The organism is Roseibium sp. RP-7 (assembly GCF_053005225.1).
On record NZ_JBRKQA010000004.1, the window covers coordinates 142,934 to 167,217 of the forward strand.

Annotated in this window: 25 protein-coding genes; 10 read left to right on the forward strand and 15 right to left on the reverse strand. The window is 59.5% G+C overall.

The annotated features are described in order from the left end of the window. Nucleotides 1-8: 8 nt before the first annotated feature. From ACVDG9_RS26940 to ACVDG9_RS26960, 5 genes are all read right to left on the reverse strand, one after another. Nucleotides 9-818, reverse strand: a complete 810-nt coding sequence (locus tag ACVDG9_RS26940) for a carbohydrate ABC transporter permease (RefSeq protein WP_023001393.1) — start codon at nt 816-818, stop codon at nt 9-11. Then, nucleotides 808-1,677: a carbohydrate ABC transporter permease gene (locus ACVDG9_RS26945; RefSeq protein WP_023001394.1), complete on the reverse strand. Its 870-nt coding sequence runs from the start codon at nt 1,675-1,677 to the stop codon at nt 808-810. Before ACVDG9_RS26945 ends, ACVDG9_RS26940 begins: the two co-directional genes overlap by 11 nt. Nucleotides 1,678-1,747: 70 nt before the next feature. Then, the gene (locus ACVDG9_RS26950; protein WP_447239455.1) at nt 1,748-3,004 is read right to left on the reverse strand and encodes an ABC transporter substrate-binding protein; all 1,257 of its coding nucleotides are present in this window, start codon (nt 3,002-3,004) and stop codon (nt 1,748-1,750) included. Between the two features lie 140 nt (nt 3,005-3,144). Further along, nucleotides 3,145-4,029, reverse strand: a complete 885-nt coding sequence (locus ACVDG9_RS26955; protein ID WP_023001396.1) for a MurR/RpiR family transcriptional regulator — start codon at nt 4,027-4,029, stop codon at nt 3,145-3,147. A 125-nt stretch (nt 4,030-4,154) separates the two neighbouring features. After that, nucleotides 4,155-4,814 (reverse strand): HxlR-like winged helix-turn-helix transcriptional regulator, encoded by a 660-nt coding sequence (locus ACVDG9_RS26960; protein WP_447239456.1) that lies wholly within the window; start codon nt 4,812-4,814, stop codon nt 4,155-4,157. 100 nt (nt 4,815-4,914) lie between these two features. Between ACVDG9_RS26960 and ACVDG9_RS26965 the strand changes: the two genes are divergently transcribed. From ACVDG9_RS26965 to ACVDG9_RS26975, 3 genes are all read left to right on the forward strand, one after another. Then, the gene (locus ACVDG9_RS26965) at nt 4,915-5,640 is read left to right on the forward strand and encodes a DUF1428 domain-containing protein (protein ID WP_031269504.1); all 726 of its coding nucleotides are present in this window, start codon (nt 4,915-4,917) and stop codon (nt 5,638-5,640) included. Then, nucleotides 5,637-6,311 (forward strand): glutathione S-transferase family protein, encoded by a 675-nt coding sequence (locus tag ACVDG9_RS26970; protein WP_447239457.1) that lies wholly within the window; start codon nt 5,637-5,639, stop codon nt 6,309-6,311. Before ACVDG9_RS26965 ends, ACVDG9_RS26970 begins: the two co-directional genes overlap by 4 nt. A 96-nt stretch (nt 6,312-6,407) precedes the next feature. Next, complete coding sequence (locus ACVDG9_RS26975; protein WP_152512486.1) at nt 6,408-6,884, forward strand: VOC family protein; 477 nt, start codon at nt 6,408-6,410, stop codon at nt 6,882-6,884. A gap of 65 nt (nt 6,885-6,949) precedes the next feature. Here the strand turns inward: ACVDG9_RS26975 and ACVDG9_RS26980 are convergent, their stop codons facing one another. The 10 genes from ACVDG9_RS26980 to ACVDG9_RS27025 form a co-directional block, all read right to left on the reverse strand. Beyond that, entirely contained in the window at nt 6,950-7,402 is a 453-nt protein-coding gene (locus ACVDG9_RS26980) for a deoxycytidylate deaminase (RefSeq protein WP_447239458.1), read from the reverse strand. Between the two features lie 10 nt (nt 7,403-7,412). Further along, the gene (locus tag ACVDG9_RS26985; RefSeq protein WP_447239459.1) at nt 7,413-8,849 is read right to left on the reverse strand and encodes an aldehyde dehydrogenase family protein; all 1,437 of its coding nucleotides are present in this window, start codon (nt 8,847-8,849) and stop codon (nt 7,413-7,415) included. Nucleotides 8,850-8,862: 13 nt separating this feature from the next. Next, nucleotides 8,863-9,726: a dihydrodipicolinate synthase family protein gene (locus ACVDG9_RS26990; protein WP_447239460.1), complete on the reverse strand. Its 864-nt coding sequence runs from the start codon at nt 9,724-9,726 to the stop codon at nt 8,863-8,865. Beyond that, nucleotides 9,723-10,070: a 4Fe-4S dicluster domain-containing protein gene (locus ACVDG9_RS26995; protein ID WP_023001405.1), complete on the reverse strand. Its 348-nt coding sequence runs from the start codon at nt 10,068-10,070 to the stop codon at nt 9,723-9,725. Before ACVDG9_RS26995 ends, ACVDG9_RS26990 begins: the two co-directional genes overlap by 4 nt. A gap of 14 nt (nt 10,071-10,084) precedes the next feature. Further along, nucleotides 10,085-10,861: an enoyl-CoA hydratase-related protein gene (locus ACVDG9_RS27000; RefSeq protein ID WP_055660974.1), complete on the reverse strand. Its 777-nt coding sequence runs from the start codon at nt 10,859-10,861 to the stop codon at nt 10,085-10,087. Beyond that, complete coding sequence (locus tag ACVDG9_RS27005; protein WP_447239461.1) at nt 10,858-12,024, reverse strand: CaiB/BaiF CoA transferase family protein; 1,167 nt, start codon at nt 12,022-12,024, stop codon at nt 10,858-10,860. The genes ACVDG9_RS27000 and ACVDG9_RS27005 overlap by 4 nt, the downstream gene beginning before the upstream one ends. A gap of 14 nt (nt 12,025-12,038) precedes the next feature. Next, the gene (locus tag ACVDG9_RS27010) at nt 12,039-13,406 is read right to left on the reverse strand and encodes an FAD-dependent oxidoreductase (RefSeq protein ID WP_447239462.1); all 1,368 of its coding nucleotides are present in this window, start codon (nt 13,404-13,406) and stop codon (nt 12,039-12,041) included. Nucleotides 13,407-13,483: 77 nt separating this feature from the next. After that, complete coding sequence (locus ACVDG9_RS27015; RefSeq protein ID WP_209018150.1) at nt 13,484-14,293, reverse strand: ABC transporter permease; 810 nt, start codon at nt 14,291-14,293, stop codon at nt 13,484-13,486. After that, a complete protein-coding gene (locus ACVDG9_RS27020; protein WP_055660967.1) occupies nt 14,293-15,090 on the reverse strand; it encodes an ABC transporter ATP-binding protein in 798 nt (265 codons plus the stop codon). The genes ACVDG9_RS27015 and ACVDG9_RS27020 overlap by 1 nt, the downstream gene beginning before the upstream one ends. Nucleotides 15,091-15,094: 4 nt before the next feature. After that, nucleotides 15,095-16,138, reverse strand: coding sequence for an ABC transporter substrate-binding protein (locus ACVDG9_RS27025; RefSeq protein ID WP_031269507.1), 1,044 nt, complete (start codon nt 16,136-16,138; stop codon nt 15,095-15,097). Between the two features lie 182 nt (nt 16,139-16,320). Here ACVDG9_RS27025 and ACVDG9_RS27030 point away from each other — a divergent pair, with 182 nt between their 5' ends. The 7 genes from ACVDG9_RS27030 (at nt 16,321) to ACVDG9_RS27060 (ending at nt 24,213) form a co-directional block, all read left to right on the forward strand. Then, entirely contained in the window at nt 16,321-17,226 is a 906-nt protein-coding gene (locus ACVDG9_RS27030) for a LysR family transcriptional regulator (RefSeq protein WP_055660965.1), read from the forward strand. A gap of 168 nt (nt 17,227-17,394) precedes the next feature. Continuing rightward, nucleotides 17,395-18,324, forward strand: a complete 930-nt coding sequence (locus tag ACVDG9_RS27035) for an ArsR/SmtB family transcription factor (protein ID WP_168687670.1) — start codon at nt 17,395-17,397, stop codon at nt 18,322-18,324. Between the two features lie 151 nt (nt 18,325-18,475). Beyond that, nucleotides 18,476-19,987: an arabinosylfuranosidase ArfA gene (gene arfA, locus ACVDG9_RS27040; protein ID WP_447239463.1), complete on the forward strand. Its 1,512-nt coding sequence runs from the start codon at nt 18,476-18,478 to the stop codon at nt 19,985-19,987. Between the two features lie 13 nt (nt 19,988-20,000). After that, nucleotides 20,001-21,071, forward strand: a complete 1,071-nt coding sequence (locus ACVDG9_RS27045; protein WP_447239464.1) for an ABC transporter ATP-binding protein — start codon at nt 20,001-20,003, stop codon at nt 21,069-21,071. Between the two features lie 74 nt (nt 21,072-21,145). Beyond that, a complete protein-coding gene (locus ACVDG9_RS27050; RefSeq protein ID WP_075281766.1) occupies nt 21,146-22,417 on the forward strand; it encodes an extracellular solute-binding protein in 1,272 nt (423 codons plus the stop codon). A 90-nt stretch (nt 22,418-22,507) separates the two neighbouring features. Beyond that, nucleotides 22,508-23,389, forward strand: a complete 882-nt coding sequence (locus ACVDG9_RS27055; RefSeq protein WP_023001417.1) for a carbohydrate ABC transporter permease — start codon at nt 22,508-22,510, stop codon at nt 23,387-23,389. Then, nucleotides 23,386-24,213 (forward strand): carbohydrate ABC transporter permease, encoded by an 828-nt coding sequence (locus tag ACVDG9_RS27060; RefSeq protein WP_023001418.1) that lies wholly within the window; start codon nt 23,386-23,388, stop codon nt 24,211-24,213. Before ACVDG9_RS27055 ends, ACVDG9_RS27060 begins: the two co-directional genes overlap by 4 nt. The last annotated feature ends 71 nt before the right edge of the window (nt 24,214-24,284 follow it).

The window sequence follows — 24,284 nt, forward strand, 5'->3', positions numbered from 1 at the left end:
ACTTCCATTTACTTGACCGCACCCATGGTGATGCCACGCACCAGGTGCCGTTCGACGAATATGAAACCGAGCAGGACGGGAAGAATTGTGATGGTGGACGCCGCCATCACCAGCGGCCAATTGACCACGTCTTCGCCCGGATTGACCCGGTAGAGACGCGCAAGACCGATCTGGAGCGTGTAGAGGTCTTCATCACCAACTGCCACCAGCGGCCAGATGTAGCTGTTCCATTCCGTGATGAAGATGAACAGCCCCATGGAGAATATGGCCGGGCGGGCAATCGGCACGATCACCCGCCAGAGCACCTTGAGCGGTGTTGCTCCGTCCATATAGGCCGCTTCATCCAGGGCGATCGGAATGCCGCGGATGTACTGCCGCAAAAAGAAAGCCGCGAAGCCGTTGGAAATCGCCGGAAGAATGAGCCCTGCATAGGTGTCCAGCAGCCCCACCTTTGCAAGGGTCAGGTAGTTCGGGATCAGCGAGATATGGCTGGGGATCATCAGGGTTGCCACCACGGCTGCAAACAGCAGGTTGCCGCCAGGAAAACGAAACCTGGCAAAGGCAAATGCGGCCATTGTCGACACCGTCAGGGCAATGAACGTGACCAATCCCGATACGACGATGCTGTTCAGCAGATAGCGGGCAAAATGGTATTGCCCGATGGCCAGTTCGTAATTCTCCAGGGTGAACTCGAACTTACCAGTGTAATAGGCGTCCACCGTCTGAAACGACATGAAGACCGAATAGAGCGCCGGAGACAGGAACAGGAGGCCGGCAATCAGTGCAAGCCCTGCGAGGATGCGGCTGTCAGGCTTCATAATGCACCCTCCGGCCCAGAACCCGTGCCTTGAAAAGGGCCAATGCCATCAACAGCACGAAGAGCACAACGGCTAGCGCAGAGCCCTGACCGATATCGAACAGCGTGAAGCCGACACGGTAGAGCATGTTGACCAGCATGTCGGTGGCCCCCGCCGGACCACCCTTGGTCATGACGTCCACGACGGTGAACACCTGAAAGGCCTCGATCACCGAGACGACAAGCAGGAAATAGGTTGTCGGCATTACCAGCGGAACAGTTACACGGCGGAAAACGCGGCCTTTCCTGCCGCCATCGACGGCGGCGGCATCATAAAGTTCCTGCGGGATTGCCTGAAGCCCGGCGATGTAGATGACGATATCGTAGCCGAGCTGCTTCCAGGTGTTGACGATGATCAGCACCCAGAGTGCAAGCTGCGGGTCCTGAAGCCAGGGAACCTTGCCGAAGCCGAGAGTTTGCAGGAAGGCATTGATCATGCCGTAGTCCGTCGCAAACAGCCAGGAAAACACCACGGCGATGGAAACGGTGGACGTTACAGACGGCAGGAACAGCGCGCCGCGCAGAATACGGGACGGCAGAGCCTCCCGGACCAGGTAACTTGCAACCACAAGCGCAAGGCAAAGCCGGATCGGAACGGAAATGACGGCAAAGATCGCAGTCACCTTGAGCGAGTTCCAGAACTCGTGGGACGAGAACAGCAGCCGGTAGTTTTCGAAACCGACAAGGGGCATCGTCGGCGACAGGAAATCCCATTCCCGGAAGCTGAGATTGAGACTGGCTGCAATCGGAATGTAGGTGAACACCGCGATGAAGGAGATCAGCGGCAGCACCAGAATATAGGGTGTCAGGCGGGACAGCATCGGAAAGGGCTCCGGAGACACCGGGCTTCTTCTGGAAGCCCGGTGCTGATGTTGAAAGAAAATCGGGCGATCAGTTGGTGCGCTCGGCTTCCTTTCGGGTGCGGTCCGCAAAATCCTTCAAGGTTTCCGTGACATCACGCTGACCAAGGGCCATGGCCTGCCACATGTCGTATTCGGTTGCGCGCATCCAGGTGACCACCGGCGGGCGCGGACGGCCACGAGCGAAGTCCAGCTGGTCGATCGCAACCGTGATGCCGGGCTTGTCCTGAACGGCGGCGGCGGCCAGCGGCTGTTTGGCGGTATTCTTGTTGATCGGCATGTAGCCGGTACCGGAGAACCAGGTGGCGTTGGACTCAGGTGAGGCGGCAAAGCTGATGAACTTGTAGGCGGCGTCCTGGGTTTCCTTGTCGGCTGACGACAGAATGCCGATACCTGCCCCACCGATCGGCACGGCGCACACCTTGTTGCAAGGCATCGGACGAACGGCAAGGTTATCGCCGAGCGCCTTCTTGGAGCGGCCGTAGTTGCCGGTTGAATTCAACATGATGCCGACCTTGCCGGCCAGGAAGGCATCCCTGCCGTTGTTTTCCTTGGTCACGCCGTCGGCAGAGGCAACCTTGTGCTCATGCACCAGCGAGGCCATCCATTCATAGGCTTCGATCGTGTTCGGGCTGTCGATCAGGATCTCGCCGGTCTTGCTGTCGATCAGGTCACTGTCGTTATCCATGATGAGACCCCAGCGTGCGAACTGGCCCGGTGCGGCAATGCCCGTGATGCCTTCGTCGCCCAGCTTCTCGGTAATCTGTTTGGATACCGCCAGAAGATCGTCGTAAGTCTTGAGCGCCGGCTCTTCGGCAAAGCCGGCCCGCTCGAAGATCTCCTTGTTGTAGTAGAGCACCGGCGTGGAGGAGTTGAACGGTACAATGTAGTTCTTGCCTTCAAAGACGCCGACTTCGCGGGCGAAATCGAACAGGTCGTCCTTTAGCGGGTCGTTGTCGACCTTTTCGGTCAGATCCAACAGCACGCCGCGGTCAGCGAAGAGACCATACCGAGTAACTTCCATGATCACCGCGTCCGGCGCCCGGCGCGCCGGGATGGCAGCCTGGAGCTTGGCGACGATATCATTGTAGTTGCCGATGAACTGGGCATCGATCTTGATATCAGGGTTGGCAGCCTGAAAGTTCTCGATGATCTCGCCAAGCGCTTCGCCGCCGCTGCCATCGAAGCTGTGCCAAAATTCAACCGTGACGTCCGCCTGCGCGGCATTGACGCTGCCAGAAAGGCCAATCAGGCCCGCCAACAGCACTTTCTTCAAATTCTTCAACATGGAGTCATCCTTGTCAGAGTGAACTATTTCCGTTTGCGCACGAGACTTTGCCGCCGGTTCCAACGGCGGTCTTTTTTGGTTTGTTCAGCGAATTCCGTGTCCGGCCCCGCTTCCGGGAAGGGGCAGGTTTGCTGGCGAACTCATCTGCGCCAGCGTGGCGGTAGCGATTGACGAAATGCCTTGAATTCCTCCAGGGAGCGGATCGATCTACCGCCATCGATACCGGCCAGATCGAGAATGACCGCGTTGGCAATGGTCATCGGCACGACCAGTGACTGGGATTCGCCCGCCTCACCGCGCGAGGCGCAGATCTGATGATCGGGCGCGGGGTCGAACCGGGCCGCGAGCAGGTCCGTCAGCGCCAACCTTGTCGCGCCGCGCATGGACGCAATCCCGTTTGCATCGCTGATTTGCTGTGAAGGGCGGCGGAAGGCGAGCAGCCAGACGACATCGTCCGGTGAAAGCCTGTTCAGCATCTCGGCAAAGTGATGGGTGCGGTCGCCAAGGTCGGCGGCATCATAGCCGGAGCGCTGCAAGCGCAGGGCAATCAGCGAGGACAGGCTCGCGGCATGACCGCGACCGAAAATGAAGATCTTGCGGGCATCGCGCAGGGCTTCGGAGAAGGCGCGGATATCGCTGTCGGGGACCGCAGTACGCAAGGCCTCGAGGGCGGCAATTTCACTGTCGAGCACGGACGACAGCACTTGCCCTTCTTCCGCCCGCACCAGCCGGGCCGCCATGCGGGCGGCCGGGTTCTCGAAGTCGTTGCCTTCCTCAACCAAATTTGCCTGCAGGTAGGCTCGAAATTCCGGATAACCTTCAAAGCCGAGCCGCTTGGCCAGACGCACCGCTGCGGCGGGATGCACGCCCGCGCGAAGGGACACTTCCTTGCCGTTTTCGATGGCGGCTCGGATCGGGTCCTTGACCAGCACATCGAGTAGACGGGTATCGGACCCCGTCAGCCGGGAGGCGTTGCGGGTGATGAGATCGGACAGGAAACCGGAGGATGGCACAGGTTTTGACATGCCATCGTTCTAGTTTTGCAATTTGAATTGCAGGCTACAGTTCGATGAAATTTTTATTACAAACCCCGGAGCCGATACAGGCGCTGGCACGGGCGACAGCACCAACGGGCAGCCGTCCAGCCAACTCAGGTCTTTCGTTGCAGTTTGAACCGCGAGACGAATTCAGCAGCAAGGGGAACATCTCCCGACACCTCGACCACGCCTTTGGCGATCAGATCCGCAAGCGGAACTGAGCCATAAACGGCTGAAGCCATCCGGTTGCCGTTGCCGGAAAGCACAAAGGGCGCGTCAGGACGGGAAACCGCCTTGGTGTGAACCTTGCCGGAGATCAGCTGCATCTCGAATGCCTCGCCCTTGAAATCGAACCCGGCAAGCGCGTCTCTTTGCGCCGCAGCCTCCGGAACGACGTTGACACCCATGGATATCATCAAGGCAGACGGGCTGATGAAACGCGTCGGATCGTGACCGGGTACCAGCAACGCCCACCGGCACAGCGATTCCAGCACGGGCAGCAGAGCCTGGCCCGCCTCCGTCAGGGAATACACCCCCAGTCGCTCGTCGTGTTCGATGACATCGACCTCTACGAGCTGTGCAAGACGGCCGGTCAGAACACTCGCAGTTATGCCCGGCAACCCGGCGCGGATCATCTGAAAGCGTTTTGCGGAAAACATAAGCTCGCGCACAACGAGCAGAGCCCACCTGTCGCCTATTAGGTTCAGGGCGTGGGCGGCCAGGCACCCCTCGTCATAACGAAGGCGCGTTGTTGTTTTTGTCTCTTTGGTCATTTTTTCATACTGGCAGTTGTTTTTTCATACTAACGCTGTCACGATAATGCTGCAACCGGGATGTTCCCATCATCCCGACAAAAAGGAGGAAATGATCGCCATGTCCTATTTCACAGGTGCGGTAGCGGCTGTTCCGGCCGCAAACAAGCAGAAATATGCCGACCACATCGCCGCTGCCTGGCCTCTGTTCAAATCCTACGGCGCCACACGCATGGTCGAAACCTGGGGTGTTGATGTTCCGAAGGGCAAGGTTACGGACTTCTACGGCGCCGTCGACGCCAAGGAAGACGAGGCAATCGTGTTTTCCTGGATCGAATGGCCGGACAAGGCTGCTGCCGATGCTTCCTGGGAAAAGATGCAGAACGACCCTGCCATGAAGGAAATTCCGGAAATGCCGTTCGATGGCAGCCGGATGATCTTCGGCGGATTTGCCCCTGTCTATGAGGCAGGCAGACACAGCGATGCTGGCTATTATCAGGGGTTTCTGCTGGCGGTGCCCGAAACGAACAAGAAGGCCTACGCCGAGATGGCGGACGAAGGCTGGAAAATGTTCGAGAAATTCGGCGCTCTCGGGATGATCGAAAACTGGGGCACGGATGTACCGCGCGGCCAGAAGACCGATTTCTACCGGGCCTCCAAGGTGGAAGACACCGAAGTGCCCGTCTTCAGCTGGGTTGCCTGGCCGGACCGTGCCACATGTGATGCCGCTGCCAAAGAAATGGAAGCGGGGATGGCCGACATGGACATGTCCGCAATGCCTTTCGACGGAATGCGGATGATGTGGGCCGGCTTCGATCCGCTCTTCGACTCGGAGAAAGCCGCATGACCCTTACCCTCTACACCTTCGACTGGCTGCCGGAGTTTCCACGCGGGTTCGTGCGGGATCTACGGGTCCGCTGGGGCTTGGAGGAGATTGGTCGCAGCTACCAGGTTGCGACCGTGCCCGCACACCCCAAGAGCGCCGAACACCGCAAGCTGCAGCCATTTACGCAAGTGCCCGTAATCCAGGACGGTGAGCAGACGCTTTTCGAAAGCGGAGCGATCCTTGTCTACCTTTGCGAAGGCACCCCGTTGCTGCCGGACGACCGGAAAGCGGAAATCTGGCAGTGGTTGTTCGCCGCGCTGAACACGGTTGAATTGTCGGTGATGCACTGGGTCAGCATGATCCTGGCCGAGCGGGTCCCGGAATTCTTCGGCCCTCCTCCGGCAGCCGACGTCAGGGCTCACGCCAAGGCAGACATAGATACCAAGCTGACTGCGCTACAGCAGGCTCTGGGCGACAAGGAGTGGCTCGCCGGTGACTTCTCCGTCGCCGACATCGCGATGGTGGAAGTGCTGCGCGTGGTCGCGGCCGAAGAGGCCCTTGATGCCCATCCGGATCTTGCAGCCTATGTCGAACGGGCAACATCCCGCCCCGCTTTCAAGAAGGCCATGGCAGATCACATGCAGCATTGGCAGACGGCGGACGCCGAACAAGCGAAACGCAGCACGGGCTGACGCGGGCTTTTCCGCAAACAATGTCATGTCGCCTCTGGATCTTTGAGTAGAGCCATCCGGGGCGACGGTATAACTCCAGGACTGGAAACAATGTCGATTGCAAAGAACACGATTTGCCTCTGGTACGAAAAAGACGCCGAGGCCGCGGCACGATTTTACGCTGAAACCTTTCCAGACAGTGCCCTGAAAGCCGTCAACCACGCCCCTGGCGACTATCCTTCCGGGAAAGAGGGCGACGTTCTGACCGTGGAATTTACCGTGCTGGGCATTCCTTGTCTCGGCTTGAACGGCGGCCCCACATTCAAGCACAGCGAAGCGTTCTCTTTCCAGGTTTCGACCGAGGATCAGGAAGAAACCGACCGTTACTGGAACGCCATTGTCGACAATGGCGGCGAGGAAAGCGCCTGCGGATGGTGCAGGGACAAATGGGGCATTTCCTGGCAGATCACCCCGCGCACGCTGATGGAAGCCCTGGCTGCCGGTGGCGGCGAAGCAAAGCGCGCCTTTGGCGCAATGATGGAGATGAAGAAAATCGACGTGGCTGCCATCGATGCGGCCCGCCGGGGCGGCTGACCACCACCAAACCGGCCCGCTCACCCAAAAAACTCCCGGTTTTAGCTGGAGCCGCCGGCAGTCGGCTAAGCAAGCGTCATCTTTATTCCAGCTTCCTTGAGCATGAGCTCGGAAACCTCAAAACTGTGATCAAGCTTGCCGTCATGCGATGGTCTGGGCGGGCATTCCACACAGGACAGCCCGCTTTGAATGATCGCTCTCGCGCAGTCCGCACAGGGAAACCGGTTGACGTAAAGGGTGCAACCGGCAAGCGCTACATCGGCGCGGGCTGCGTTGTAGATCGCATTGCGTTCGGCGTGTTCCACCCAGAAGAACTTTTCACCGCTCGGGCGGTCGAGACGGGTTTCGTCCGTTCCGGAGACCCCGCGCGGCAGGCCGTTGTAACCTGTCGCGCGGATTTCCTGGCCAGGTCCGACAATGACTGCGCCTACCTTGAAGTCGCGATCTTCAGACCATTGTGCGATGTGATCGCACAGCCCGAGAAACCGGTTGCGCCATTTGCCGGATTTGCTGTCCAATGTGCTTCTCCTAGCCTGCAAACAGGTAGCTGGTCTTGACCGTGGTGAAGAATTCCGCCGCGTAGCGGCCCTGTTCACGTGGCCCAAAAGACGATCCCCTGGTGCCGCCGAAGGGAACGTGAAAATCAACACCGGCGGTCGGCAGGTTGACCATCACCATACCGGCCCTGGCACGCCGCTTGAAGTCGCGGGCATGTTTCAGGCTTGTGGTGCAGATACCGGCTGACAGACCGAATTCGGTGTCGTTTGCAACTGTAATGGCTTCCTCGAAGTCGGCCACCTTGATGACGGATCCGCAGGGACCGAAAATCTCTTCCCGGTTGATGCGCATGGAATTGGTCGTCTCGAGAAACAGTGCCGGGGCCTGAAAATAGCCGGGCACGGCAAGTTCGAGCCGCTCGCCGCCAATCACCTTTGCGCCTTCCTTGCGGGCGAGGTCCACATAGGCAAGGTTCGAAGAGAGCTGTTTCTCGTCGACCACCGGTCCAATCTGGGTAGCGGGATCAAGCGCATCCCCGACCTTCAAGGCCAGCATCGCTGTTTGCAGCTTCTCAACGAAAGCATCGTGAATGCCCGCCTGCACGATCATGCGCGAGGACGCGGTGCAGCGTTGGCCGGTGGAAAAGAATGTCCCGTTCAGGCATGTGGAAACGGCGACATCCAGATCGGCGTCATCCAGCACCACCATCGGGTTCTTGCCGCCCATTTCAAGCTGGCACTTGCGTTTAAGCCGTCCGCACACTTCGGCAATATGGCTTCCCGTGGCAACGGACCCGGTGAAGGAAACCGCATCGACATCCGGATGGGTGACGATGGCCTCGCCAACAACAGAACCGCGCCCCATGACCAGGTTGAAGACACCGGACGGACAGCCGCATTCATCCAGCAGCGTTGCGATCACATGAGCGCAGCCCGGCGTCAGGTCCGCCGGTTTCAAAACGACGCAATTGCCATAGGCCAGCGCAGGTGCTGCCTTCCAGGCGGGAATGGCGATGGGAAAGTTCCACGGGGTGATCAGGCCGATCACACCGACCGGCTCACGCGTAACCTCAACGTCGATATCGGGCCGCACGGAGGCCTGCATATCGCCGGTCACGCGCAACGCTTCACCGGCAAAGAACTTGAAAACCTGGGCGGCGCGCATGGTTTCACCGATGCCTTCCGCCAGCGTCTTGCCTTCCTCGCGCGACAGCAGGCCGCCATATTCTTCGGCCCGTTCCGCCAACTTTCGCCCAACCGCTTCCAGCAGATCATGGCGGGTCTGCGGCGTTGCCGCCGCCCAGCCTGGCGCGGCCTTGCGCGCTGCCGCAACGGCGGCATCGACATCGTCAACGCTTCCCTGGGCATAAAGGCCGACGACATCATCGGTGTTCGAAGGATTGCGGTTTTCGGAATAGGTGTTGGAAGGCAGCCATTTGCCGCCGATCAGATTATCGTGCTTTGTCATTGGAATTCCGGTTTCAAAGGGTTTCGGCAATGCGGTCGAGAGACCCGCATGCGGCATCGTCCAGTTGTTGAAAGGGAGGCAGGACACGGTTCCAGGCACTTTCAGCAGCGCGTCGGCCGACAAGATATTTGACCGCAGGCACCAGCGGGTGGGCAGCAATGTCCGCCCGTATGCTGGCGACCCGGCCAGCCACTGCCTCGTCTGCCGGGTTCTGCAGGAGCCGCGCACAAAGGGGCGCGCTGATGTTCACGGTGGCGGAAATACAGCCTGCGAACCCGGCTCCAGGGCCTTCCGCGAGCGCCGTTTCAGAACTCGGGAACACCTTCAGGTCTGGCAGCCGCCGGACAAGCTCCCGGCAATAGTCGAGATCGCCAGAAGAATCCTTGATACCCGTGAACCTTTTCGGATGAGCTTTTGCCAGACGCTCGACGACATCCGCCGGTATCTTCAAGCCCGTCATCTGTGGGAAATTATAGAAATAGATCTCGATCGGTGTCGCGCCGAGTGCCCGGTCCAGCGCTTCGTACCAGGCAACCAGCCCCTCTTCGGTGACAGGCTTGTAGTAGAACGGCGGCAGGACCAGCGCGACGCCATAGCCCATGTCGGCAGCTGCACGCGTGAGGTCCAGCGTATCCTCAAGGGACGTGAGACCCGTGCCGACCATAAGACGGCTTGTGTCAAAGGCCTCGGCCGCCCAGGCCATCACTTGCTTGCGATGGGCCAGACCGAGTGAATTCGCCTCACCGGTCGTACCCAGGATGTTCAGGGCATCGCACCCGTTGGCCAGCGCCCAGGCGCAATGTTCCAGAAAGGTGTCTTTCACCGGTGCGCCATGCGCATCGAGCGGTGTCGGCACCGCCGCAACTATCCCCTTCATGTCGTCTGTTCCTCAAAATCGCGTTTGAAAAAATCCCGCACCGCAGGGTGGTCCCGGAAAGGCGTATCGCCCCTGGTCCAGCCACCCGGCGAAACCAGCCCTCCGTCCGGACCCTGGAACACATCCTTGTTGATCTCGATGAACGCCCGGTCCGCACCGGTCACCTCGTCGTCGTAGCGGATCGCGTCGACCGGGCAGATGCTCTCGCACATGCCGCATTCGATGCATTCTTCGGGGTGGATGTAGAACATCCGCTCGCCTTCATAGATGCAGTCGACCGGACAGGACGTGGTGCAGATCCCGTCCTTCACATCAATGCATTCGCTCTTGATGATCAGCGCCATCTTGATCTCTCAACTCATTTGCCTTGCCAGACCGGCGCGCGCTTTTCCCGGAATGCCCGAACCCCTTCGAGGGAATCTTCTGACGTTAGGGCGGCGATCAGTTCGGGAGACCGCACGGCCTGTGCCTGGTCGGGCGGCATTTCACCGGTTTCGCGTACCGTGGCCTTGATCGCCTGCACGCAAAGCGGCGCACTTGCCAGAATATCGGCAATCCAGCGGTCCACTTCCGCATCGAGTTCGTCCTGCGGCACGACCGCATTGACCAGCCCGTAGCGCTCCATCTCCACAGCGCTTGCCATCCGGCCGGTCATCATCAGACCGACAGCGATATTGCGGGGCACAAGACGCTGAAGCAGCGTCATCCCGCCTGCCAGCGGAAGGTTGCCCACCTTTGCTTCGGGCAGGCCGAACCTGGCCGTATCGCTGGCAATCACAATGTCGCAGCCGAGAACCATTTCCATGCCGCCGCCGAGCGCAAGACCGTTGACGCGGGCAATCACCGGCACCTTCAAGGATCGCCTCAGGGCGATGCCGCCGAACCCAAGCGGGTTTGCGGACGCCCAATATTCAAGCCCACTCAGTCCGTTGCTGTCCTTCAGGTCCGCACCGGCGGAAAAGGCACGTTCACCCGAACCGGTCAACACCACGCAGCGCACGGTCGGATCGGCTTCGATCTTCCGCCAGATGGTTTCCAGCTCGTCCGAAGTTGCCCTGTCGACCGCGTTCATGCGCTCCGGGCGGTCGATGACAACCCGGGCGACATGGTTTTCGAGGGTGAAAAGGACACTCATTCCGCCGCCCCTGCCACCTGTTGCAGGCCGAACTCCGCAATGACTTCGTCGGTGTGTTCGCCCAGGCGCGGCGGCGCGTGCCGCAGTTTCAGGGGTGCTTCACTCAGGTGCACGGGAGACCCCACAACCCTCAAGGGGCCAAGGACCGGATGGTCGAAATCCAGCAGCATGCCGTTGATGGCGGTCTGCGGGTCTTCGAGTGCTTCTCCGAGCGCCCGCACGGGTGCGCAAAGCAGATCCTGCTCTTCCAGCCTGGCGATCCAGTGCGCCGTCGTGTCCGTTGCGAAGACAGCCCGAAACCGGTCCTGCAGATAGGGCTTGTTGGCACGCTGGCTGGCGAGATCCGGATAGGTGGGTGAAAGGTCCTCGATGCAGAGCGCGTTGCAGATGTCGCGCAGCGGATTTGCCTTAAAGGCACCGACCACCACCAGAGCACCGTCAGTGGTGTCGAAGACACCGGTCAAGGGCATGGCGGCCCAGTTCAGCACTTCGCGGTGCTTGGTCCACTGTGCGGCTTCCTGCATCTGCATCGCGATCATGGAATCGTAGAGCGACACGGAAACCCGCTGGCCGCGGCCGGTCTTCGTCCGTGCCAGCAAGGCCGCCAGAATGCCCTGAACCAGGTGCATGCCTGCCGTATAGTCGCACAAGGTTGTGGGATAGATGGACCGCTCGATCGACGGGTCGGCGGTCTTTTCCATGACACCGCTCATCGCTTGGGCCAGAACGTCCTGCCCGCCCTTGTGGGCATAGGGGCCCTTCTCGCCAAACCCCGTTCCGGATGCACAGATGATGCGGGGATTGATCGCCTTGAGCGCGTCATAGCCGAAGCCCAGACGGTCCATGACACCGGCGCGGAAATTGTCGACGACCACGTCCGCGTTGCGCACCAGATCGTACACCATCTGCTTGCCCTCATCGGACTTGGTGTCGATCTCGACAGACCGCTTGTTGCGGTTCAGCGACGAGAAGACGGCGTTGTTCATGCCTTCTTCCGATCGCACGTCGAAGAAATGCCGCGACAGGTCGCCCGCACCGGGGCGCTCGATCTTGATGACGTCCGCGCCGAAGTCGGCCAGCATCTGGGTTGCACATGGCCCCAGCATGACCTGGGTGAAGTCCAGAATTCGGACACCGGAGAGTGGGAAAGCTTGGGTATTCACGTTTGTTATCCTTTTTATTCTGCAGCGACGGTGCCTTCGACGAGCGCATTTGCTGATGGGATGTCACCGGGGTCGGCGCCCTGGGCACGCATGCGTTTCTGGATCGTGGCAACGTCGGCGTCGCGCAGTGCACAGTTCTGTTCCAGAGCGACCGAAACGGCGACGCCGGCGGCTTCGCCCTGCGCCATGCACGGCGGAATTTCCCGCGAAAGCTTCTGGGCTTCGCTCTCAACCGAGTAGTGGCGACCGGCAACGATCATGTTGTCGATGCCCTTGGGCAGCAGGGCCCTGTAAGGCGTGTAGTAGTCCCTGCCCCGGCAAACGCTGTCAGAGAAATGACGGCGGGAGCGCACGTCATCGCGGGTGACCACATATTCGCCCTGCAACAGACGGGTCTGGCGAATGCCGAGTTGTTCCGCGGCGCCCAGCATCTTGGCGTTTTCGAAACCGGGCAGATTGGCGCGCACGAAGGCGAGCAGCTTCATCATGCGCTCGCGGCCTTCGACTTCCGCCGCCAGCATGTGTTCCGGCGACAAGCCGTCATACCCCGGCATGTGCGGGCAGTTGCACCAGACGATGCCCGGCAGCGGCGTCTTCAGCCACCACATGCCCCAGGCGCCACCAATCACCCGGCGCACCTGACGGTCCAGGGCCTTGTATTCTTCCGGATTTTCGAACTCGAAGGCTTCTGCCTTGTCCGTGTCGACATCGCACAGGCGGAACACGGTCGTGACGATGTACTGTCCGGTCTGGAAAGACGCCCCTGCGGAGGATGCGACATCCAGATCGCCGCTGGCATCAATCACCATCTTCGCCTTGATCGCCTGACGGCCAAGCTTGGTCTGGCAGATCACGCCGGTCACACGGCCGTCTTCCACCATTGCTTCGGAAAACCAGGAGTGCAGGCGCAAATTGACACCTGCCTCACGAGCCAGGTCGAGGCTCACCCGTTTCCAGCAATCGGGGTCGAAGGCAACTGCGTGAATGATCGGCTGGGGCATGCCGGTCTTGTGAAAATCGATGCAGCCCCAACGGGACCACTTCTTCCACATTTCCCAGTTGGTCAGGCAATCTTCCGGCGGCGGAAACACTGCGCCATCCTGAGCCGACATCCGGTCGACGAATTCGTTGACGATGCCCGTCGTGACGATTTCATTGCCCTCGTTGACCATGTCGTCGAGCACCAGAACCATTCCGCCGGAGGCCATGCCGCCAAGGTGATGGTAACGCTCGAGCAGGGTCACCGAGCAGCCGTTTCTGGCGGCCGATACGGCGGCACTCAGGCCGGCGGGGCCACCGCCGATGACGACCACGTCGCAGTCTGCGACGACCGGAACCTGCTCACTGCGGGTCAAGGAAATCTGCGTTGTGTTGGTGCTCATTTCGGCGCACTCCTCCCGTTGGGCCGCCAAGCGACGGCCCGGTTTCAGTTCAGATTTTCGTTTGGTTCAGATCCGCTTCACCACCGCACGATCATGCGTTCGGCAATGGAAACAGCGGCAAACATCAGCACCGACAGGCCCGACGACAGGAAGACTGTCGCGTAGAGCAAGGCGGAGCGGAAATTGAACGTTGCATCGATGATCAACGCACCCAGCCCGACATCCGCGCCAACCCATTCCCCGACGATGGCGCCGATGACACAGGTGGTGGCTGCGATCTTCAGTGCCGAAAACAGGAACGGCAGCGAAGACGGCAGACGGATCTTCCAGAACACTTCCGACTTGGAGGCGGACAGGATCCGTGCCAACTCCAGCGCCTGAGGGCTGACGGACTGCAGGCCGCGTACCATATTGACCAGTGTCGGGAAGAAACAGATCAGGGCAGCGATGACGACCTTTGCGGTCAGTCCGGCTCCGAAGATCAGAACCAGGATCGGGGCAATAGCCAGGATCGGAATGGTGTTGATGAACACCGCGATCGGGAAGAACGCCCGCTCCACCATCCGGCTGTGCACGAAGGCGATCGCGATCAGCACTGCAGCCACGTTGCCGACGACAAAGCCGAGCACGCTTTCAAACAGTGTTGGCCAGAAGTTCCGCATCAACTGCGGAAATTCGGTCACCAGCGTTGTCGCGACTTCGCTCGGAGCCGGGGCGATGTAGCTCGGCACTCCAAAGACCCGGACGCCGATTTCCCAGGTGGCGATCAGGCCGACTGCAGTCAGCACCGGGGTCGCGACAGCAGTCAGCCGTGCCCTGCGCGCCATGGCCTTTTCGGCAGCGTCATCATCCACCGGCATGCCCATCGTTTCGTCGACGGCAGTCATCAGCACGCCTCCAGAAGTTTGCGCAAATGCGCGGAGTATCGAGTGAATTCCGCCGTATCCCGCAACTCGGTGGTGCGCGGATATGGCAGATCGATATCGACGATCTCGTGCAGGCGGCCCGGATGCGCCTTGAGCATCAGCACCTTCTGCCCCAGAAAGACCGCTTCCGGGATCGAGTGGGTTACGAACAGGATCGTCACGCCGGTTTCCTCCCAAACCTTCAGAAGCTGAAGGTTCAGGTGGTCGCGGGTCATCTCGTCGAGCGCACCGAAGGGCTCGTCCATCAGCAACAGCTTCGGCTTGCAGACCAGTGCACGGGCAATCGCCACACGCTGGCGCATGCCTCCGGAAAGCTCGTGCGGCAATGCGTGTTCGCGGCCCTTGAGCCCGACCAGCTCAAGCAACTCCATCGGCGACTTGTCGCTGACGGGGATCTGGATCCCGCGGCTCTGCCCCATTTCCAGGGGCAGCTGGACGTTCTCCAAGGCCGTGCGCCAGGGCAGCAGCGTCGCGTCCTGAAACACGAAGGCAAATTCCCGTGCCAGACGGGCAGCCTCGGTCGTCTTGCCGAAGATAGACACGTCCCCGGACGCGGGCGGGATGAGATCAGACACCAGCCGGAGCAAGGTCGACTTGCCACACCCCGACGGACCAAGAATGGAATAGAAGGCTCCCGCCTCGATCTCCAGGCTGATGTCCTGGATCGCGGTGAACTGACCGAACTTGACCCAGGCATTGCGCAGGCTGGCTGCAGGCACCAATGTGCCTGCGTCCAGATTTTCCAATACCGCTTCCATGGCCTTAACCGACCTTCGGGCGGCTGTCTGCGGTGCTCTCCAGGACCGACAGCGTCATCACATCGTCGACGGCAGGCGCCCCGTTCGCGAATTGCTCGAGATTTTCGTAAGTCTCGATCTGGGCCTGCCAGTTTTCACGGGTCATGGTGCCCCAGCCGTTTTCGGCGGTCTTTTCGTTGAAGGAATATCCGACCACCAGCGGCACTGCCTTCAGTTCGCTCTCCCTGTCCAGGTTCGGCAGGCGCTCAACCAGATAGTTGACGGCTTCTTCCTGGTTCTCACGAACCCAGCCCCAGCCGCGCGAGATGGCGCGGATCATGGCCTGCACCTTGTCGCCATGCTCGTTCAGCACAGTGTCCGTGGTGTAGAAGGGGTTGGCATAAAGCTGGATGCCGGCATCCCACAGGGACATGTCGACACGCTGGTCCCCAAGGATCGAAAGTGCGTTGACGTTTGTCTTCCAGCCGGTAATCGCATCGACCTGCCCCGTCAGCAACGGCGCCATGTCACTGCCGATGACCTTCAGTTCAACCTGGTCCTCGGATATGCCGTTCTTGGCCAGAAGCGCGCGGAACAGGATCCGTCCGGTCGCCTGGGTGCCGATGGTCTTGCCGATCATGTCCTGCGGTGTCTTGATCGGGTTCTTCTTGAGCGAGAAATACGTGTAGGGATGCTGCTGGTAACCGGCGGCAATACATTTCACCGGAATACCCGCCGAGCGCGCCAGCATGAGAGAGGGGCTGGAAGACACCTGGCCGAGATTGGATCGCCCGGAAGCGACGGACGCCACACCATCGACATTCGGCCCCCCCGGCACGATTTCGAATTCAAGACCTTCTTCCGCGAAATAGCCCAGCTTGTCGGCCGCGATTTCTCCCAGGTTGCCGTTACCGGCCAGCCAGCCGAGCTGCATGGAAACCTTGAAGGTGTCCTGAGCAAAGCCTGGTACGATATTCACAAGTGTTCCGGCGCCTGCCAGACCAGCGCCCGCGGCCATGGTCTTGAGCATCGAGCGGCGGTTCAATCCATTCGAGAATAGGTATGACATACTGTTGGTCCCCCTCATTTGAGATTGGGCGGTTTGTGGCCGACTGTTCCCCTTGCCGACTTCACAGTGAACTCTAACGGGAAGATGCACGGTGCAAAAAGTGCAAAAACATGCTAACGGTGATGCATAAAATGCACCGCACTTTGTGATGCACTGTTTGCCACTCTGTCCGGGGGGACATCGTGCATTCGAATTTTCTGCGTTATTTCGACGAAGTCGCCCGTCAGGGCTCCATCCGCAAGGCATCTGCGGTTTTGAACGTGTCTTCCACCACGGTGAACCGGAAGATCATCAGCACCGAGAACGAGATGGGCGTTCGCCTGTTCGAGCGCACCCCCGAAGGCGTGACGCTGACCGATGCGGGGGCCATTGTCCTGGAACACTGCCGCAAGACGCTGCAGGATTATGAACGCACCCGCACCATGCTGGATGATATCCGCGACCTTCGGTCCGGGCACCTCAACATTGCCGCCATCGATTCCGTAACCTACGGCCTGTTGCCCCGTATCCTGCTCGACTTCAACCGGATCTATCCGCAGGTCACCTATTCGATCACCACCGCGCAGCCGGACGAGATCATCACCGCTGTCGCAGGCGGGATCGCCGATATCGGCATTACCTTCACCTTCGATCTGCATCCAAACGTTCGGGTAATCTCCGACAAGACCGCGCCGATCGGCATCATCATGCGATCCGACCATCCCTTCGCAGGCCGAACTAACCTTGCCATAGAGGAACTCTCCGGCCAGAAAATGGTGCGCACCGTGGATGCGCGCGGTCGCAATTCGATCATCGACCAGGCAATCTCGGGCATGTCCTCCGCCCTCTCGACCAACTGCTTTACCGACACCTTGCACGTGGCAAAACAAATGATCCTGGCCGGCCGAGGCCTCGGCCTTTACACCAAGATCGGTTTCATTGACGAAATCGACCAGGGCATTCTCCGCTTCGTGCCCTTGATGCATGACATCCTGTCCAACCTGCGCATTGGTGTCGTCATGTCCGCCTCTTCCGGCATCTCGCCCCCAGAACGGTTGCTCGGCAACGAAATCAAGCGCGCCCTCACCCAGCTGCGGCTGGATTCCTGAGTTTCCAAGAACACTGTCTCTCGGCTGAAGACCTGTTGTCCGTGGACAGCATTTTTTGTTCCGATCGGCTCAAATCGGTCTTGAGAAACGGCGCAGTGAAACAGCAATTGTAATTATCGAAAAAAGCGATACAAATAGTTGTTCCAGATTTACAGCCGGGAACAACCCATGCGCGCAAATTTTCTGATCGTCGATCCCGTCAAGGACAAGGTCGCCATGAAGGCGATCGCTTCCCAGCCTCGCCTGCACCTGTTGCAGGAGCTGGTACGGACACCCGGGATGAACATCAACGCGCTTTCGGAAGCTTCCGGCATGCCGCAATCCTCCGTCTCCACCCACATCCAGGTTCTGGAAGAAGCAGGCCTAGTGCGAACGGAAGTGCAGCGGGCAAAAAAGGGCAGCCAGAAGACGACCTTCGCCATCTACGATGAGATCATCCTGGCTTTCCGCTCATCGGAAGAACGCATCGAGCCGAACCAGATCGAAGTATCGATGCCGCTCGGCCTTTACACCAACAGCCTCGTCACAGCTCCTTGCGGCATCTGCTCGACCGAAGGGATCATCGGCCTTCTCGATGTGCCGGAAACTTTCATGGATCCGGAGCGGATGAAAACGGCTTTGTTGTGGTTTACCAGTGGCTTCGTTGAATATCAGTTCCCCAACAACGCCAAGCTGACGGGCAAGCAGATCGACGGTCTGGACGTGGTGATGGAGGTGAGTTCCGAGGTGCCGGGCACCATGAGCAACTGGCCCTCCGACATCGTCCTGTCGATCAACGGCAAGGAGATCGGCGTCTGGACGTCCCCGGGTGATTTCGGCGACAAGCGCGGGGCCTACACACCCGACTGGTGGAAGCTTTCCGGTTCGCAGTACGGCATGCTGAAGACCTGGAGCGTGGGCAGGAACGGCACCTTCGTGGATGGTCACAAGATCTCCGATATCAAGACAGAAGACCTCCAACTCGACGAGCACCGGTCGGTTCGATTGAAGATCGAGGTAAAGGCCGAAGGACGGCACCCGGGCGGAATCAACGTCTTCGGCCGCGGTTTCGGCAATTACGATCAGGACATTATTTTGCGGCTGCACACCCGCAATTGACCGAAACTGCACTTGAAAAGACGTGGGGACATTCACTTCTGGTTGCACCGCAACAACATTGTCCAGTTGACAATTTTCGCCAAGCTCGCATTCTTATCAGAAATAAAGATTCATATCGATTTTTTCGATATATATTTCTGGGAGAATGCGAATGAAGGCACGCGTCACCGTGCATCGGGATTTCCGGATCAGTTCCATTGATGAGCGGCTTTATTCCGCATTCATTGAACACATGGGACGGGCGATCTATTCCGGCATTTATGAACCTGACCATCCGCAGGCCGATGCCAACGGCTTTCGCAAGGACGTGCTGAAATTCGTACAGGACCTCAGGATCCCGGCCATTCGTTACCCGGGCGGCAACTTCGTTTCCGCCTACAACTGGGAAGATGGTATCGGCCCGAAGGACAAGCGCCCCGTCCGCCTCGATCTTGCCTGGCGCAGCAAGGAAACCAACCAGGTCGGCATCGACGATTTCGCAATCTGGGCGGAACAGGCAGGCATCGAGATGATGTTGGCCGTCAACCTGGGTTCGCGTGGTCTGGAAGAGGCACGCAACTTCCTGGAATATGTGAATTTTCCCGGTGGCACCCAATGGTCCGACCTGCGCCGTTCCAATGGCCGCGTGGATCCTTACGGGGTCAAGATGTGGTGCCTCGGCAACGAAATGGACGGCCCCTGGCAGATCGGCCACAAGGTCGCCACGGAATACGGCCGGCTGGCCAACGAGACGGCCAAGGCATTCAAAGGCTTCGACCCGACGATCGAGGCAGTCGTCTGCGGCAGTTCAAACGACCGCATGCCCACCTATCCCGAATGGGAACGCGAAGTCCTGGAAGAGTGCTACGAGAACGTCGACTACATCTCGCTTCACAAGTATTTCGGCAACAAGAGCAAGGACACGCTCAACTATTTCGGCAAGATCGAGGAAACCGGTCGCTACATCCAGACCATTGGCGGTGTCATCGATTACGTGAAGTCCAAGAAGCGTGCGAAGAACGACGTCCATATCTGCTTCGACGAGTGGAATGTGTGGTACCACATCCGCGAGGACGACAGCCGCCGCATCAAGGAATGGGACTGGCCGGAAGCACCCCCGCTGCTTGAAGAGAACTACAACTTCGAGGACGCCCTCTTCGTCGCCGGCCTGCTCAACGAGTTCATCCGCCGCTCCGACCGTGTGCGTATTGCCTGCATTGCCCAGCTGGTCAACGTAATCGCCCCGATCCGGGCGGAAAAGGGCGGGCCCGCCTGGCGTCAGACCATCTATTACCCCTATCAGTTCGCGTCTCTTTACGGCCGCGGTGATGCACTGAACGTTGCTGTGGATGCACCTACCTACGACTGCTCCGTTGCCGACGACGTCTGCTACCTCGACGTTGCCGGGGTACACGACAAGGCAGCAGGCACACTGACGCTTTTCGTCCTGAACCGGCATCTGACCGAAACGGCCGATCTCGACGTGTCCTTGACGGGTTTCGGCTCGCCGTCCCTAGCCGAACATCTGTCCATGGAAGGCTACGGCCTCAATGACACCAACGGTCCAGACAAGCCGGACAACGTCGTTCCCGGCAAGGGGACAGGCGTTGGCGTGGAGGATGGTCAGCTCAAGGGCAAGCTTGCGCCGCTTTCCTATCATGTCCTGCGGTTGAGCGTCGGCTGAGGGGATCCATGCAATGGGGGTTCAGCTTCGCAACATACGCAAGGTCTTCGGCCCGGTCGGGGTGATCCATGATGTCAGCATGGACATTCCGACGGGTGAATTCGCGGTCTTTGTCGGTCCTTCCGGTTGCGGAAAATCGACATTGCTGAGGATGATCGCAGGCCTCGAGGACACAAGCGGCGGCAAGATCTCGATCGAAGGCACCGATGTTACCTGGCAGGAACCGGCCAAACGCGGCGTTGCCATGGTCTTCCAGTCCTATGCGCTTTATCCGCATCTTTCCGTCTTCGAGAACATGGCCTTTTCCATGCGTCTGAAGCGGGCGCCGAAACAGGACGTGCACGACAAGGTGATGGAGGCGGCCCGCATCCTCCAGCTTGAGGAACAGCTGCAGAAGAAGCCGTCTCAACTGTCCGGAGGCCAGCGTCAGCGGGTCGCGATCGGACGGGCGATCGTGCGCCAGCCCAAGGTGTTTTTGTTTGATGAGCCTCTGTCGAACCTGGATGCGGAATTGCGCGTCCAGATGCGGCTGGAACTTGCCCGGCTGCACAAGCAGATCGGCGCGACGATGATCTATGTCACCCACGATCAGGTGGAGGCCATGACACTGGCCGACCGGATCTTCGTCCTGAAACAGGGCGTCGTGCAGCAGGCCGGAAAGCCGCTTGATCTCTACGACGACCCCGACAACAAATTCGTCGCCGGTTTCATCGGATCGCCGGCCATGAACTTTCTGCCGGCAACAGTGCTCGGCCGGGAAGGCGATTGCCTGCGCGTTGCCATCAACGGAACGGACGCAGTCCTGCTGGCGAAAGTTTCCGGCGATCTTCCGGCCGACAGCCGGATCACCGTCGGACTGCGTCCGGAACACCTGACCAGCGCGGACGCGGGCATTCCCGTGACCGTGGAAATGGCGGAGGACCTGGGAGGTGTTTCCTACCTGCACACGCATATGCCGGACGGCCGCGAGATTGTCGTTGAATGGCGCGGCAGCCGCCATGCCGGGGGCGGTGAGGCAATCAAGCTCACCTGCTCACCGGAACAGGTTCTGGTCTTCAACGAGCAGGACCAGCGTATTCGGTAGACCTTCTGTCTGCCTGGTACCTTTGAACCGGCCTTGATGGGAAATGCCGGTTTTTCATACGGGAGGAAGAGTCGATGAAATACCTTAAGACACTTCTGGCAGCGGGGGCGATGAGCCTTGCCAGCCTGCCGGCATTTGCCCAGCAGGACATCACCTGGTGGGACTTTCTGAGCGGTGGGGACGGCGTTCGCATGAAAGCGTTGATCGCCCGCTTCAACGAAGAACATCCGGACATCAAGATCAACGGAACCACTCTGGAATGGGGCGTGCCCTTCTACACCAAGGTACGCACTTCCGTTGCCGTTGGCCAGGGCCCGGACGTGATGACCTATCACCTGTCGCGCATGCCGCTCGGGCTTGAGGAAAATGTGCTGGACGTGATCAGTGATGACGATCTTGCCGCTGCCGGTCTCAGCAAGGATGACTTCTTCCCGGCGGCCATTGCCGCCGCGAGCGATGCGGACGGCAAGCTCCACGCAGTGCCGTTCGATATCCACGCGATCGTGCTCTACGTAAACAAGAGTTATTTCGAAGGATCCCGCTTCCTTGATGACCAGGGCAACCTGACCGGCATTGAAAGCCTCGCCGATTTCGAGGAAGCGCTTGCGCTTGCCAAGGAAAACGGCTCCGAAGCACCCGTCTCCTACGCAACGGGTGACGACGGCGGCACCTACCGGGTCTTCTTCACCCTGCTCAAGCAGCAAGGCGGCGAGCTGATCACCGATGGCGAGGTTCTGGCAGGCGACAATCTGGACAAGGCCGCCAATGCCATCGAAATCATGACTAACTGGCACAAGCAGGGCTGGCAGCCGGAGCAGGCCGAATACGAAGCCTCCGTTGCGTTGTTCACGTCCGGCAAGGCCGCTTTTCACATGAACGGCGTCTGGGAAGTGCCGACCATGGTCGACATGGCGGAAAAGGGAACGCTCGGGTTCGACTGGGGTGCGGTACAAATTCCGACGCTGCTTGGAACCACGGCCACCTGGGCGGATTCCCACGCCTTCGCCATTCCTCAGGGAACGGAAATGAGCCCGGAAAAACGCGCGGCGGTGATGACCGCAATCGGCTGGATGGAGAAGAACTCGATCTCCTGGGCCGGGGCAGGACATATTCCAGCCTACAAACCTGTCGCGACGAGCGATGAATTCGGGAAAATGGAACCCAACGCCACCTATTCGTCACTCGCCGAAACCGCGGCCTACGACCCAAGGTCGCCGATCGCAGGAGTGGCCTCGCCTGTCTATGATGCAGCCATCAACATCATCTCGCCCGCCATGCATGGCTATCTGGAGCCCGCACAGGCAGCACAGCAGATGAAAGACGAGCTTCAGTCGAAGCTTCAATAGACGAAGGCTTTGCCCGGGACGCCTGCCGCACGCACACAATATGCGGCAGGCGTCTCCTGCGGCGAGAAAAGGACGATTACTCAAGTGGCCATGATTACCAACCGGCGCAGGGAAGTGGCGGTCGCCATGACGCTCATCGCGCCCTTTGTCCTGACCTTCGTGCTGGTCTTTCTCTATCCGACGATCCGGATGATCGAGCTGAGCTTCACCAACGCGCCTTTGATCGGTCCCGGGGAATGGGTCGGCCTTGCCAATTTCAAACGGCTGCTTACCGACAACCTCTTCTATACATCTCTGAAGAACAACGGTTATTTCGTTCTCCTGACCGTCGTTCCAACGACCGCACTGGCCCTTGCCATTGCAATGATGATCACGCGCCTCAAGGGGCCGCTTCAGGCGCTGATCCTCGCGCTTTTCTTTCTTCCCTACATTCTGCCCGTGTCGGTGGTGACGCAAATCTGGGCCTGGATGCTGGACTTCCAGTTTGGCGTGCTGCAGCCGGTGTTCGCGTTCTTTACCGGCAAACCGGTACCTGTCTTCAAGAACCCCTATTGGGTCATGCCGACAGTCGCCACGGTGACCATCTGGTGGACCAATGGCTTCAACGTGCTTCTGTTCATCGCGGGCCTTCGAAACATCTCCAGCGATTATTATGAAGCAGCGGCACTGGACGGGGCGACACGCTGGCAACTGTTCACCAAGGTCACGTGGCCCCTGCTCTGGCCGGTAACCGCACTTGTCCTGACCCTTCAGCTGATCCTGCAGCTCAAGATTTTCGACCAGATCTACCTGTTGTCGTCCGGTGGGCCGTTCAATTCGTCCTACGTTCTGCTTCTGATGGTCTACCGGGAAGCCTTCCAGTTGAACCACGGCGGCTATGCCTCTGCCATCGCCCTTGTTCTGTTTGTGCTGATCGTGGTCGTGTCGGTGCTGCAGTTTCAGTTGCTGCGCGCGGGAGGGAACAAGCAATGAAGACACGCAAACTGGAAAACTGGGTTCTGGGCATCGGCAGCCTCTTGGCCGCGGCCATCTGGATCTTCCCTCTCTACTGGGCGTTCATTACCTCGATCCGCACCGAGGAAAGGGTCGTCAGCGAAGGCGCGGGTGTCATTCCGGACGAATTCAACCTGACCTCCTATATCGACGTTCTGTTCGATACCAAGCTGCTCAACTGGTACTGGAACTCCATCGGTACATCCGTGATCATCACGCTGGTTGTCATTGTCTCCGGCATGATGTGCGCCTATGCCATTTCCCAGATGCGGTTTCCCGGCCGGAGGCTGCTTTACGGCGTGGTGCTCGCCAGTTTCATGGTGCCCTCACAGGCGCTTGTGGTGACGCAGTTCATCCTGATGAACGACATGGGCCTGATAAACACCTGGGCCGGCATCATTCTGCCGCAGCTCATCGTTCCGGTGGTGATCATCGTCTACAAGCAGTTCTTTGACGCCGTACCGAAGGAAATGCGCGAGGCCGTCGTCCTGGATGGCGGCGGTGACTATACGCTGCTGTTCAGGATCTACCTGCCGCTCAACTGGGGCATCACGACCGCTCTGGCAATCATCACCTTCATCATGGCGTGGAACCAGTTTCTCTGGCCCTTCCTCGTCATCACAACGGAGAACCAGATGACGATCCCGGTCGGGATCACCCAGGTGAACGATGCCTTTGGCGTCTATTACGCCCGTCTGATGTCCGTCGCGCTTCTGGGTGCCATGCCCGTCGCCGTTGCCTATCTGATCTTCCAGAAGAAGGTGACGGAAGCCGTCATGATCTCCTCGGGCGTGAAAGGCTGAAGCCTGCCCTTTCGGGAGCATTTCTTCTTCCGGTTTCCTGAAACTCTTCAGCCCCGCGAACAATGTCGCGG